Here is a 12,442-nt window from a genome sequence, read left to right as displayed (position 1 = left end):
GGGCCGAGCCGTGGACCGGCTCGAACATGGACGGGAACGCACGGCTGGGGTTGATGTTCCCGGAGGCGGCCACGCCGATGCCGCCGGAGACGGCCGCGGCGAGGTCGGTGATGATGTCGCCGAAGAGGTTGTCGGTGACGATGACGTCGAAGCGGCCGGGGTCGGTGACCAGGTAGATGGTCGCGGCGTCGACGTGGACGTAGTCCGTGGTGACCTCGGGGTACTCCTCGGCCACCTGGTGGAAGATGTTCGTCCACAGGTGCCCGGCGAAGGTCAGCACGTTGTTCTTGTGGACCAGCGTGAGCTTCTTGCGCGGGCGGGCCTGGGCACGCTCGAAGGCGTCGCGGACCACACGCTCGACACCGTAGGCGGTGTTGACGGACACCTCGGTGGCGACCTCGTGCGCGGTGCCCTTGCGGATGGTGCCGCCGTTGCCGGTGTACGGGCCCTCGGTGCCCTCGCGGACGACGACGAAGTCGATCTCCGGCTGGCCGGCGAGCGGGGTGGCGACACCGGGGAGCAGCTTCGAGGGGCGCAGGTTGACGTGGTGGTCGAAGGCGAAGCGGAGCTTGAGCAGGAAGCCGCGCTCCAGGACGCCGGACGGGACGCTCGGGTCGCCGATGGCGCCGAGCAGGATCGCGTCGTGCTGCTTGAGGGAGTCGAGGTCGGCGTCGGTGAGGGTCTCACCGGTGGCGTGGTAGCGCTTGGCGCCGAAGTCGTACTCCTTGGTCTCCAGCTTCACATCCTGCGGCAGGACGGCGGAGAGGACCTTGAGACCCTCGGCCACGACCTCCTGGCCGATGCCGTCACCGGGGATCACTGCGAGATTGATGCTGCGAGACATGCGGGCACCCTACTCCTCGTCCCATGGGATGACACGCTCTGTCCGGCATGCGGACACGCGGACGGGGGCACGCCGTGCCCCGGAGGACGCGGTCGCCGGCGGGTGTCCGGGGGACGCGGGGTCCGGGTCACGCGTGTCCGGCTCAGTGGCCGGTCGCGCCGCCGTTGTCCCGGCGGTCCAGGGCGCGCTGGAGGGCGGCCGCGGCGTTCTGACGGTCGGACTCGCTCGTACGGGACGTGTGGCGGACTCGGCGGACGGTCGTCTCGGCCATGGCGATCGACTCCTTGGCATACGTGCAGCAGGCAGTGAGGGTTGCGAGTCACCGGAAGGGGCGGGGAGCACCGGCCGCAGGGGTTGCCTGCACGGGGCCCGGCTCACGACCGCCATTCGCTGGATCGAGCGAGACGTTCGGCTCCTACAAAACTAAGGGAGTCACCCGTCGCTGTCTGCACAAGTACTCGGACTTCCTACTATCTGAGACGGCGGACCGGGCCACACCACGCCGACCTGCGCTTTCGAGGGCTGGCGCGAGCTCGGGGGAATCCGGATGACGCAGAACGCGGGGCTGGCCTAGCGTTCCGTCCATGGCCACCTCCCCCGGCGCCGATGACGCATCCGGCGTGACCGTCCGCTGCCAGGACGACACCTCCGTCGGCGTGACCTTCCGCGACCGGTCCCGCCCCGACGCGGACCGCGTGCGCCATGCCGTCGAGCTGCGGGCCCCGGGCCTGACGGCGCGCGTCGACGGCGTCGTCGCCTGGGTCCGCGACAGCGGTCTCGCCGCGTTCCTGGAGGAACTGGCCGCGGACTACCGGGGATGGGACGGCGAGCGGAGCTGGCGGACCGACGACAGGGACCTGACGGTGTCGGCCGTGTTCCGGTCCGGCGGCCACGTCGGGCTCACCTGGACCCTGCGCCCCCGGCCGAGGGCCGCCGGCGGATGGAGCGCCTCGGCCACCACGTGGCTGGAGGCCGGCCAGCAGCTGACCGGCCTGGCCGCCGACCTCCGGCACTTCCTCGCCGAGGAGCATCGGGGGTGCGGTGACGACTGAGCGCGCGTACTTCGCCGGCGTCGGCCGACGTCCCGGGATGTTCGTCGGCAAGGCCTCCTTCCCCCTGCTGACCGCGTTCCTGACCGGGTACGACCAGCACGCCCAGCGGCACGGCGGGCCCGGGCTCACCGGCTGGCACGACTGGCTGGTCGCCCGCCGCGGACACGGCTGCGACCACGCCTGGCCCGGTCAGGTCCTCCACCTGGCCCTCCCGAACGGCTGGGACGACCCCTGGAACCTACCGCCCGAGGACGAACAGCACGCGATCGAGGTCCTCTTCGCACTCCTCGACGAGTTCGCCGCCGAGCGCGCAGCGGCGCAGGAGTCCCCGGCCCCGGACTGAGCGGGGCGCGGCGCCGCACCGCCCCTCCCTCGGCGCGCACCGCGGGCGGCGTCAGGTCACGTCGCCGTCGCGCCAGTCGAAGACCAGCTCGCCGCCGGGGTCGAGGGGGCCGGCGAGGGCGGGCCGGACGTACACCCCGCCCTCGTCCTCGCGCAGCCGCACGATCCCGTCCGGCGAGAGGGCGTGCACCTGCCCGGGCCAGCGCTGCCAGCCGCGGGCCGTGTACAGCGGCGCCCCGTCCTCGCTGGCGGCGAGCGCGCCGAGGTCGTAGGCCCGGTCGGCCAGCCGCTCCAGCTCGGCCATCACCCGCCCGCCGAGCCCGGTGCGCCGCACGTCGGCCCGCACCGCGACGGCCTCCACGTACCCGGTCCGCAGCCAGCGCCCCCGGTGCCGGACCCGGCGCATCACGAGCGCCCCGTGAGCGGCGATCCCGTCCTCGTCCCGGATCAGCACGTGCATCCCGCCGAGCCCGTGGTCCCAGTCGGCGTCGGAGAAGTCCCCGTCGAACGCCTCGTCCAACAAGGCCCGTACAGCGAGGAGTTCGGACGGATCGAGAGCGGCGGTGTGCGCGAGTCGCAGCTGAGTGGTCATGCTCCACTGTTTCATCGGCCCCGGACGCCGACGGGCCGGGAGACCCGAGCGGTGTCAGGTCTCCCGGCCCGTGTGCGGGGGCTCGGTGATCAGCCCATGTGCGGGTAGCCGTAGTCGGTCGGCGGGACCAGGGTCTCCTTGATGGCGCGGGTCAGGGTCCAGCGCTGGAGGTTCTGCGGGGCGCCGGCCTTGTCGTTGGTTCCGGAGGCGCGGCCGCCGCCGAAGGGCTGCTGGCCGACGACGGCACCGGTCGACTTGTCGTTGATGTAGAAGTTGCCGGCCGCGTAGCGGAGCTTCTCCATCGTGTAGGCCGCCGCCGCGCGGTCGTTCGCGACGACCGAGCCGGTGAGCGCGTAGTCGGAGACCGACTCCATCTGGGTCAGCATCTCGTCGTACTTGTCGTCCTCGTAGACGTGCACGGCGAGGACCGGGCCGAAGTACTCGGTCGTGAAGACCTCGTTCTCCGGGTCGGTGCACTCGATGACGGTCGGGCGGACGAAGTAGCCGACCGAGTCGTCGTAGCTGCCGCCCGCGACGATGCTGCAGGCCGGGTCGGCCTTGGCGCGGTCGATGGCGGCCTTGTTCTTGGCGAACGCGCGGTCGTCGATGACGGCGCCGATGAAGTTCGACAGGTCGGTGACGTCACCCATGGTCAGGTAGTCGACCTCGGCCGCGAACTCCTCCTTGAAGCCGGAGTTCCAGATGGAGGCCGGGATGTAGGCGCGGGAGGTGGCGCTGCACTTCTGGCCCTGGTACTCGAAGGCGCCCCGGGTGAGGGCGGTCTTGAGCACCGCGCGGTCGGCCGAGGGGTGGGCGACGAGGAAGTCCTTGCCGCCGGTCTCCCCCACCAGGCGCGGGTAGGAGCGGTACTTCTCGATGTTGGTGCCGACCGTCTTCCACAGGTACTGGAAGGTCTTGGTCGAACCGGTGAAGTGGATGCCGGCCAGGTCGCGGTGGTTCAGGGCGACCTCGGAGACCGCGATGCCGTCGCCGGTGACGAGGTTGATGACGCCCTTGGGCAAACCCGCCTCCTCCAGCAGCTGCATCAGGAGGACGGCCGCGTGGGTCTGCGTCGGGGACGGCTTCCAGACCACCACGTTGCCCATCAGGGCGGGGGCGGTGGGCAGGTTGCCGGCGATCGCCGTGAAGTTGAACGGCGTGATCGCGTAGACGAAGCCCTCCAGCGGGCGGTGGTCCAGGCGGTTCCACACGCCCGGGGAGTTCGCCGGGGGCTGCTCGGCGAGGATCTGGCGGGCGTAGTGGACGTTGAAACGCCAGAAGTCGACCAGCTCACAGGGGGTGTCGATCTCGGCCTGCTGCGCGGTCTTGGACTGGCCCAGCATGGTGGAGGCGGCGAGCGTCTCGCGCCACGGGCCGGCCAGCAGCTCGGCGGCGCGCAGGATGATCGCGGCACGGTCGTCGAAGGACATCGCGCGCCAGGCCGGCGCGGCGGCCAGGGCCGCGTCGATGGCGTCCCGCGCGTCCTGCTGGGTGGCGTGGCGGCCGGTGCCGATGACCGCCTTGTGGTTGTGCGGCTGGACGACCTCGAACGGCTCGCCGCCGCCCAGCCGCTTCTCGCCGCCGATCGTCATGGGCAGCTCGATCGGGTTCTCGGCCAGCTCCTTGAGCTTGACCTCCAGCCGGGCGCGCTCGGGCGAGCCGGGGGCGTAGCCGTGCACCGGCTCGTTGACGGGGGTGGGGACCTGGGTCACAGCGTCCATGAGATCCGTAACTCCTTGTACGTGAGCGGGTGTTCGGGCTCAGCCCTTGCTGACCATGGAACGGAGGAAGAACCGGAGGTTGGCCGGCTTCTCCGCGAGGCGGCGCATGAAGTAGCCGTACCAGTCGGTGCCGTAGGCGGTGTAGACGCGCATGCGGTGGCCCTCGGCGGCCAGCCGCAGGTGCTCGTCGCCGCGGATGCCGTAGAGCATCTGGAACTCGTACTCGCCGAGCTTGCGGCCGGCCTGGTGGGCCAGCTCCTGGGCGATGGCGATCAGGCGCGGGTCGTGCGACCCGATCATCGGGTAGCCCTCGCCGTCCATGAGGATCCGCAGGATCCGGACGTACGCCTTGTCTATCTCGTGCTTCTGCTGGTACGCGACCTCTGCGGGCTCCTTGTAGGCGCCCTTGACCAGGCGGACGCGGCTGCCGGAGGCCGCGAGGCGGCGGGCGTCGGCCTCGGTGCGGAAGAGGTAGGCCTGGATGACGCAGCCGGTCTGCGGGAAGTCCTTGCGCAGCTCCTCGTGGATGGCGAACATCGAGTCGAGGGTGGTGTGGTCCTCGGCGTCCAGCGTCACGGTCGTACCGATCGCGGCGGCCGCCTCGACCACCGGGCGGACGTTGGCGAGGGCCAGCTCGTGGCCGCCGGGGAGGGCCTGCCCGAACATGGACAGCTTGACCGACATCTCGACCTTCTCGCCGAGCTCCAGCTCCCTGAGGTGGTCGATCAGCGTGAGGTAGGCGTCCCGGGCGGCGGTGGCCTGCTCGGGGGTGGTGATGTCCTCGCCGACGACGTCCATCGTCAGCTCCAGGCCCTTGGCCGTCAGCTCCTCGATGATCGGGACGATGTCGGCCACGGTCTCGCCGGGGATGAAGCGGTCGACGACCTGCTTGGTGACCGGGGCCGCCGAGATCAGGCGTCGCATCCGGTCGCTGCGCGACGCGGCGAGAATCACGGGACCCAGCACGGGGCACCTCCACAGACAAGCACCGAATTCGGCCGTCGCCCGACGATTCGGGTACGGCACGGAGAACCACCGTGAAACCTATGGATCCCTCCGATCGTCGGCCATCGACAGCTGTCACGCATCCGTGCCCGGGATCTCAGACAGTTGTATGAAGATGGCCGGGGAATGAGGGAGAATGCCCGGGTGGCGGCGGATTTCAAGGCGTTCAAGGCGGACTACCAGGAGCTGGTGGACGAGATCTCGGAGCTGCTCGGGGTGCCCGCGACCCTGGAGAACCGCGACTTCGAGCTGATCGCCTTCGGTGCCTACGACAGCGAGGACGAGCTGGACCCGACCGCGCTGGACCCGGTGCGCACCCGCTCGATCCTCACCCGGCGCTCCACGGCCGCGGTCCGGGCCTGGTTCGAGGGCTTCGGCATCACCCGCGCGACCGGACCGGTCCGCATCCCGCCGAGCCCCGGGGCCGGCGTCTACCGCGGCCGGATCTGCCTGCCCGTACGCCATCGGGGCGTCGTCCTCGGCTACGTCTGGCTGCTGGACGGCGACCCGGGGCCGACCGATGCCCAGCTGGCCGCCGCGATGCGGGTGGCCGGCCGGATCGGCGCCCTGCTCGCCGACGAGGCGGAGGCCGGGGCCGGACTCAGCCGGGAGCTGCGCGCCGTGCTCACCGCGGAGAGCGGCTGGCAGCGGGACATGGCGGTGGCCGACCTGCGCACCGCCCTGGGCCCCCGCGCGGACGACCCGCACACCCTGGTGTGCGTCGCGCCCTGGCCGTCGGCCGACCCGGACGACGCCCCGGCCGCCCGTACGATCCCGCACTCCACCGCACTGTGCACGCTGCCATGGGGACCGACCGGGCAGAGCCTGGCGCTGCTGGTGCGGCTGCGGACCACCGGGACGAACACGCCCGCGCTGGCGGCGGCCGGCCGGCTGCTGAAGGAAGCCGAGCAGGCACGCGGGGCGGCGGGCGGAGCGGCACGCGGGACCGGGGCCCGGGTGGCGGCGGCGGTCGCGGCGGGGCTCACCGCGGGGGCCGCCGGCGCCGCGGGCGCAGCCGTCGCGGCGGGGGTCGGCGAGCCCCGGACCGGCCTCGCCGAGCTGGGCGCGGTCTGGCAGGAGGCCGTGGCCGCCGCGCGGGCCGCGCTGGCCGAGCCGCGCTTCGGGCCGGTCGCGCAGTGGGCGCGGATCGGGCCGTACCGGCTGCTGACCGCGCTGCCGCCGCAGGCCGCGCAGGACCCCGTGGCCGGCCCGCTCCTCTCCCCCGCCCACCGGGAACTGGCCCGCACCGCCGAGGTGTTCCTCGACTGCGCCGGCCAGGCCGGCCGCACGGCCTCCGAGCTGGGCATCCACCGCCAGACGCTCTACTACCGCCTGTCCCGGGTGGAACAGCTGACCGGCCTGGACCTCGACGACGGCGAGGACCGGCTGCTGCTGCACATGGCGCTCAAGCGCGCCCGGCTGTAGCCGGGCCGCGCACCGGGCCGCGTCCCTCTCAGGCCGAGCCCGTCAGGACCGGGCCCACCGCCGCGATGCCCTCCGCGATCGCCCGCTCGGTCACGTCACCGAAGCCGAGGACGAGCCGGGGCGGGGCGGCGGTCCGCGCGGTGCGGAAGGCACCCATGCCGTACAGGCCGACGCGGCGGGCGCGCGCCGCGTCGACCACCTCCTGCTCGTCCGCGCCGGACGGCAGGTGGGCCACGGCGTGGAAGCCCGCGGCCAGTCCGGACAGCCGCACCTCCGGGGCGTGCTCGGCGAGGGCGGCGCGCAGCACCGTGCAGCGGGCCCCGTACAGACCGCGCATGCGCCGCAGATGGCGGTCGTAGCGGCCGGACTCGATCAGCCGGGCGAGGGCCAGCTGGTCGAGGGTGGGCGTGCCCCGGTCCGCGATCCGCTTCAGCTCGGAGAGCCGCGCGGTGAGCGCGGGCGGGCTGAGCAGCCAGCCGATGCGCAGTGCGGGAGCCAGGGACTTGCTGACCGTGCCGATCGAGACGACACGGTCGGCCGCGAGGCCCTGGAGGGCACCGACCGGCTCCCGGTCGTAGCGGAACTCGGCGTCGTAGTCGTCCTCGATGACGTACGCGTCGTGGCGCCGCGCCCAGCCGAGCAGCGCGTGCCGGCGTTCCGGGGCGAGGAGGACCCCGGTGGGCCACTGGTGGGCCGGGGTGACGATCACCGCGCGGGCGCCGCTCGCCTCCAGGGCGGCTACGTCGATGCCATGTTCGTCGACCGGGACGGCGACCGGGGTGAGGCCCGCCGCGCGGACGGCCGCGGCGGCGGTGGTGGGGCTGCCCGGGTCCTCGAGGGCGACGGCACGGACACCGCCCCCGGCCAGGGCCTGCAGGACGAGGGCCAGCCCCTGCGCGTAGCCGGAGCAGACCAGGGTGTGGTCCGGGTCGGCGGCGGCCGCGCGGATCCGGCGCAGGTAGGCGGCGACGACCGTGCGCAGGCCGTGACTGCCGCGCGGGTCGCCGTAGCCGAGGTCGGCGGTCGGCATCCGGCGGGCCGCCTCCCGGACCGCCCACAGCCAGTCGGCACGCGGGAAGGAGGCGAGGTCGGGGACGCCGTGCCGGAAGTCGGCGATCAGCCGGGGCGGTTCGGGGGCCGGCGCGGCCGGCGGCGCGGCCGGGGCGGCGGGCGCGCAGGGGGCGACGCGGGTGGCCGAGCCGACGCGGGTGACGAGGTAGCCCTCGGCCTGGAGCTGGGCGTAGCAGTCCTGGACCAGGCCCCGGGACAGGCCGAGCTGGCGGGCCAGCTCCCGGGAGGACGGGAGCCGTTCGCCGGCGTGCAGCCGTCCGCCGCGGATCGCGTCCCGCAGTTGCCGTTCCAGCTGGAGGCGCAGTTGCTCCCCGCTGCCCCGGTCGACGGTCAGCAGCAGTTCAGGGGTGAGACCGGTCCACTGCACGGGCATGGAATTGGAGCTTACCGGGGGTCCGGTCGCCGCCTAGCGTCGGCGGCATGAACCCGACAACCGGATCCGCCGACCCGACGGCCGCCCCGGCCACCCGGCCTCCGCTGCTCAGCCGCGCCCTGCTGCTGCGGTTCGTCGGCGTGGTGGGGTCGACGGTGAGCTTCTTCCTGCTGCTGTCCGCGGTCCCCGCGCACGCCGGGCCGGGCGGGGCGGGCCTCGCCACGGGCGCGCTGATGCTGTCCACGGTGCTCGGCGAACTGGCCGGCCCCCGGATCCTCGACCGGTACGGGAACCGGGGTCCGCTGGCCGCCGGCCTCTTCCTGCTGGGCGCGCCGGCGCTGGTGCTGCCCCTGTCCGGCGCCCCGGCCTGGACGGCGGCGGTGTGCCTGGTGCGCGGCCTGGGTTTCGGCCTCACGATGGTCGCCGGCGGGGCCGTGACGGCGGCGCTGATCCCGGCCGGGCGCCGGGGCGAGGGACTGGCAGTCGTCGGCCTGGTCGGAGGGGTGCCGGCGCTCCTCGCCCTGCCCCTGGGCGTCTGGCTGGCCGGCCACGCCGGCTACGCCCCGGTCACCACGGCGGCGGGCCTGGCCGCCCTCGTGGTCATCCCGACGGTACCGGCGCTGGGCTCCGCCGACCGGAACGCGGCGCCGGCCGGCGGGCAGCGGGCGCCGGCCGTCGGCATGGTGGGGGCGGTGCGGGCCGGTGGGCTGCGGCGGCCCACCGTGGCGTTCGGGGCCACCGCCGTCGCCGCCGGCGTCCTCGTCACCTTCCTGCCGCTGGCGGTCCCGCGCGCCGCCGGCGTCGTGACGGCGGCCCTGCTGGTGCAGAGCGGCGCGTCGACGGCGGCCCGCTGGGCGGCGGGACGGTACGGCGACCGCCGGGGCCCCTCGCGGCTCGTCGTACCGGGGCTGCTGCTGTCGGCCGCCGGGCTGTCGGCCCTCGCGGCGACGTCGAGCCAGGTCGCCGTCCTGGTGGGCGCGGCGGTCTTCGGCACCGGCTTCGGCGTCACCCAGAACGCCACCCTCACCCTCATGTACAGCCGCGTCTCCGCCGCCTCGTACGGCACGGTCAGCGCCCTGTGGAACCTCGCCTACGACGGCGGCATGGGGGTGGGCGCGGCCTGCTTCGGGCTCCTCGCGGCGCACCTGGGGTACGCGCGGGGGTTCGTGCTGACCGGGCTGCTGATGCTGGGCGCGCTGGTCCCGGCGCTGCGGGACGGCCGGGAGGGCGGCGACGACCACCCGCCGGTGCAGGCCCAGCCGGCCCGTGCCGCCTTCCCACCCCGCCCGGCGCAGCCCTAGCGGGTGCCCCCGTCCACTCCGGCGATCACCCGGCGCAGCCCCTCCGTGAGCTGGTCGGCGGTGGTCGCCGTGTCCGGGTCGAAGAGCCACTGGACCATGAGGCCGTTGAGGAGGGTCTGGTAGAGGCGGCCCTCGGCCTCGACCGCCTCCGGGGCGAGGTCCGCCTCCGGGACGCCGGTGAACATGGACGCCAGCCCCGCCCGGCCCTCCCGCTGGGCCTCGGCCAGCAGCTTGCGCACCTCCTGGAGCCGCTCGTCCTGGAACATCAGCTCGAAGCTGAGCAGCCAGATCGCCCGTGACTCGGGGACCGTGGCGATGATGCCGGCGAAAACCTCCCGGAAGCGTTCCAGGGAGCCCGGCGGCTGGTGCGTCTCCACGCCCGCGCCGGGGTCGAACCGCTCCCCCACGCCCTCGATCAGCGAGATGTACGCCTGCACCAGCAGCGCGTCCTTCGAGCCGTAGTGGTAGCCGATCGACGCCAGGTTGGTGCCCGACTCCCGGACGACGTCCCGCGCGGTCGTGCGCAGGAAGCCCTTCTCCAGCAGGCAGCGCTTGGCGCCTTCGAGCAGATCCTCACGGTGTCCCATGCCGACCACCCTACCCGCGACCCATACAAGCGTCCTAGACAACTGACTTATACAATCGTTCTAGACAATCGTTTAAGACGCTCGTACAGTCTCCGGCATGACGATGAACGCGACGAGCACCACCGCCCCCGCCCGAGCCGGGCGCCGAGAGTGGACCGCGCTCGGTGTGCTGATGCTGCCGCTGCTGCTGGTCTCGATGGACGTCTCCGTCCTGTACTTCGCGACCCCCGCGATCAGCGCCGACCTCCACCCGAGCGGCACCCAGCAGCTGTGGATCTTCGACATCTACGGCTTCGTGCTGGCCGGGCTGCTGATGACGATGGGCGCGCTCGGCGACCACATCGGCCGCCGCAGGCTCCTCCTCGGGGGAGCCGCGGCCTTCGGCGCCGCCTCGCTCCTCGCGGCCTACGCCGACAGCGCCGCGACCCTGATCGCGGCCCGCGCCGTCCTCGGCGTCGGCGGCGCCACCCTGATGCCCTCCACGATGGCCCTGCTGCGCACCATGTTCACCGACCCGGCCCAGCGGGCGAAGGCGATCGGCATGTGGTCCGGCGTGATGACCGGCGGCATCGCCCTCGGCTCGGTGATGAGCGGCGTCCTGGTCGAGCACTTCTGGTGGGGCTCGGTCTTCCTGGTCAACCTGCCCGCGATGGCGCTGCTGCTCGTCCTCGGCCCGGTGCTGCTGCCCGAGTCCAGGCACCCCGCGCCCGGCCGCTTCGACTGGCCGAGCGTCCCGCTGTCCCTGGCCGCCGTGCTGCCCGTGATCTACGGCCTCAAGGAGATCCCCACCGAGGGCTGGCACCCGCTGTACGTCGTCTCGGTCACCGTCGGCCTGCTCTTCGCGGCCCTGTTCGTCCGGCGCCAGCGCACCGGCGGCTCACCGCTGATCCCGCCGGCCCTGCTCAAGGGCCGCGGCTTCACCCCGGCGCTGGTCCTGACCCTGGTGGCCAGCCTCGCCATGATGGGCTCGGCGATCTTCACCACGCAGTACCTCCAGTCCGTCCTCGGCAAGAGCCCGCTGGAGGCGGCCCTGTGGAGCCTGCTGCCCTCGGTGTTCATTGGGGTGGCCGGCCCGGTCGCGGCGGCGCTCGTCCAGCGGGGCGTGGACCGGGGGTACGTCGTCGCCGGCGGCTTCGCGGCCATGGCGGCCGGTTTCACGGTGCTCGCCCTCGTCGGCACCGACTCGCTGTGGCTGGTGCTCGCCGGGGCCGGCGTCCTCGCCTGCGGCATGGTCGCGATCATGTCCCAGCTGACCGACCTCGCCATGACCGGTGCGGCGGCGGAGCGGGCGGGCACGGCCTCGTCCCTGCTGGAGACCGGCGCCGAGTTCGGCGGCGCGCTCGGCATGGCGGTCCTGGGCTCCATCGGTACGGCGCTCTACCGCCACGAGATGCCGTCCACCGCGCCGGACCAGGCCCGCGAGACCCTGGGCGGCGCCCTCGCGACGGCCGCCCGCCTGCCCGGCCGGTCCGGCGACACCCTCCTCGCCACGGCCCGGGAGGCGTTCACCAGCGGCATGCGGGGCGCCGCGCTGGCCGGGGCGGTGATCCTGGTGCTGGCCGCGGTGGGCGCGGCGGTGTCGCTGCGCGGGGTCGAGGCCGGGGAGAACGGGCGGAAGTAGACGGACGGAAGCAGGGGGTGCGAAACGCCGGACGGGCCGGGGGAACCCCGGCCCGTCCGGCGTTGCGGCGCGGGCGGATCAGACCAGATTCACCGAGCGGGCGGACGTCGCACCGATCTCCGCGGCGACCTCGGCCAGCACGCCGGAGCCCACCGTGTCGTCCACGGTCAGCACGGCGAGCGCCTCGCCGCCCACCGCCGCACGGGCCACCTGCATGCCGGCGATGTTGATGCCCGCCTCGCCGAGGATGCGGCCGACGGTGCCGACGACACCCGGGCGGTCCTCGTAGCGCAGGACGACCATGTGGTCGGCGAGGGCCAGGTCGACGTCGAAGTCACCGACCGCGACGATCTTCTGGACGTGCTTCGGGCCGGCCAGCGTGCCGGAGACCGACACCTCCTCGCCGGTGCCCAGCGTGCCGCGCACGGTCACCACGTTGCGGTGCTCGGCCGACTCGGAGCTGGTGGTCAGCCGCACCTCGACCCCACGCTCCTGCGCGAACAGCGGG

12 protein-coding genes and 1 pseudogene are annotated in these 12,442 nt (G+C 73.7%); 5 read left to right on the top strand and 8 right to left on the bottom strand.

Annotation, left to right across the window (positions count from 1 at the left end; genetic code table 11):
• Both IE312_RS11685 and IE312_RS43785 read right to left on the bottom strand, forming a co-directional pair.
• Nucleotides 1–787 (bottom strand): annotated as a pseudogene (locus IE312_RS11685) (3-isopropylmalate dehydrogenase); the annotation flags it as partial.
• Between the two features lie 199 nt (nt 788–986).
• On the bottom strand, nt 987–1,115 hold the full coding sequence (locus tag IE312_RS43785) for a hypothetical protein (protein WP_268254310.1): 129 nt from the start codon (nt 1,113–1,115) through the stop codon (nt 987–989).
• Between the two features lie 313 nt (nt 1,116–1,428).
• On the opposite strand from IE312_RS43785, the gene IE312_RS11680 reads away from it, so the two are divergent.
• Nucleotides 1,429–1,896 (top strand): DUF6228 family protein, encoded by a 468-nt coding sequence (locus IE312_RS11680; protein WP_189980948.1) that lies wholly within the window; start codon nt 1,429–1,431, stop codon nt 1,894–1,896.
• Complete coding sequence (locus IE312_RS11675; protein ID WP_229899572.1) at nt 1,886–2,239, top strand: hypothetical protein; 354 nt, start codon at nt 1,886–1,888, stop codon at nt 2,237–2,239. The genes IE312_RS11680 and IE312_RS11675 overlap by 11 nt, the downstream gene beginning before the upstream one ends.
• A gap of 51 nt (nt 2,240–2,290) precedes the next feature.
• Here the strand turns inward: IE312_RS11675 and IE312_RS11670 are convergent, their stop codons facing one another.
• From IE312_RS11670 to IE312_RS11660, 3 genes are all read right to left on the bottom strand, one after another.
• Nucleotides 2,291–2,830: a GNAT family N-acetyltransferase gene (locus IE312_RS11670; RefSeq protein WP_189980946.1), complete on the bottom strand. Its 540-nt coding sequence runs from the start codon at nt 2,828–2,830 to the stop codon at nt 2,291–2,293.
• 89 nt (nt 2,831–2,919) lie between these two features.
• A complete protein-coding gene (gene pruA, locus IE312_RS11665) occupies nt 2,920–4,551 on the bottom strand; it encodes an L-glutamate gamma-semialdehyde dehydrogenase (protein ID WP_189980944.1) in 1,632 nt (543 codons plus the stop codon).
• A gap of 39 nt (nt 4,552–4,590) precedes the next feature.
• On the bottom strand, nt 4,591–5,517 hold the full coding sequence (locus IE312_RS11660) for a proline dehydrogenase family protein (protein WP_189980942.1): 927 nt from the start codon (nt 5,515–5,517) through the stop codon (nt 4,591–4,593).
• Between the two features lie 165 nt (nt 5,518–5,682).
• On the opposite strand from IE312_RS11660, the gene IE312_RS11655 reads away from it, so the two are divergent.
• Nucleotides 5,683–6,981, top strand: a complete 1,299-nt coding sequence (locus IE312_RS11655; RefSeq protein ID WP_189980941.1) for a PucR family transcriptional regulator — start codon at nt 5,683–5,685, stop codon at nt 6,979–6,981.
• A gap of 28 nt (nt 6,982–7,009) precedes the next feature.
• Here IE312_RS11655 and pdxR read toward each other — a convergent pair whose 3' ends face one another.
• Nucleotides 7,010–8,425, bottom strand: a complete 1,416-nt coding sequence (gene pdxR, locus IE312_RS11650; protein WP_189980939.1) for a MocR-like pyridoxine biosynthesis transcription factor PdxR — start codon at nt 8,423–8,425, stop codon at nt 7,010–7,012.
• 47 nt (nt 8,426–8,472) lie between these two features.
• Between pdxR and IE312_RS11645 the strand changes: the two genes are divergently transcribed.
• The gene (locus IE312_RS11645) at nt 8,473–9,726 is read left to right on the top strand and encodes an MFS transporter (RefSeq protein WP_189980937.1); all 1,254 of its coding nucleotides are present in this window, start codon (nt 8,473–8,475) and stop codon (nt 9,724–9,726) included.
• On the opposite strand, the gene IE312_RS11640 is transcribed toward IE312_RS11645, so the two are convergent.
• A complete protein-coding gene (locus IE312_RS11640; RefSeq protein WP_189980935.1) occupies nt 9,723–10,313 on the bottom strand; it encodes a TetR/AcrR family transcriptional regulator in 591 nt (196 codons plus the stop codon). The two genes, IE312_RS11645 and IE312_RS11640, sit on opposite strands and share 4 nt — an antisense overlap.
• A 97-nt stretch (nt 10,314–10,410) precedes the next feature.
• Here IE312_RS11640 and IE312_RS11635 point away from each other — a divergent pair, with 97 nt between their 5' ends.
• Nucleotides 10,411–11,934 carry an MFS transporter gene (locus IE312_RS11635; protein ID WP_189980933.1) on the top strand — a complete coding sequence of 508 codons (1,524 nt, stop codon included), beginning with the start codon at nt 10,411–10,413 and terminating at the stop codon, nt 11,932–11,934.
• Between the two features lie 78 nt (nt 11,935–12,012).
• On the opposite strand, the gene IE312_RS39635 is transcribed toward IE312_RS11635, so the two are convergent.
• Nucleotides 12,013–12,442, bottom strand: a 430-nt coding sequence (locus IE312_RS39635) for an ACT domain-containing protein (RefSeq protein WP_229899570.1), incomplete at its 5' end; no start/stop codon positions are given.

The sequence above is a fragment of the Streptomyces capoamus genome, from assembly GCF_014654935.1.
GTDB classification, from domain to species: Bacteria; Actinomycetota; Actinomycetes; order Streptomycetales; family Streptomycetaceae; genus Streptomyces; species Streptomyces capoamus.
Note: the sequence above shows the minus strand (reverse complement) of the source record. Positions and strands in the feature narration are given on the sequence as shown.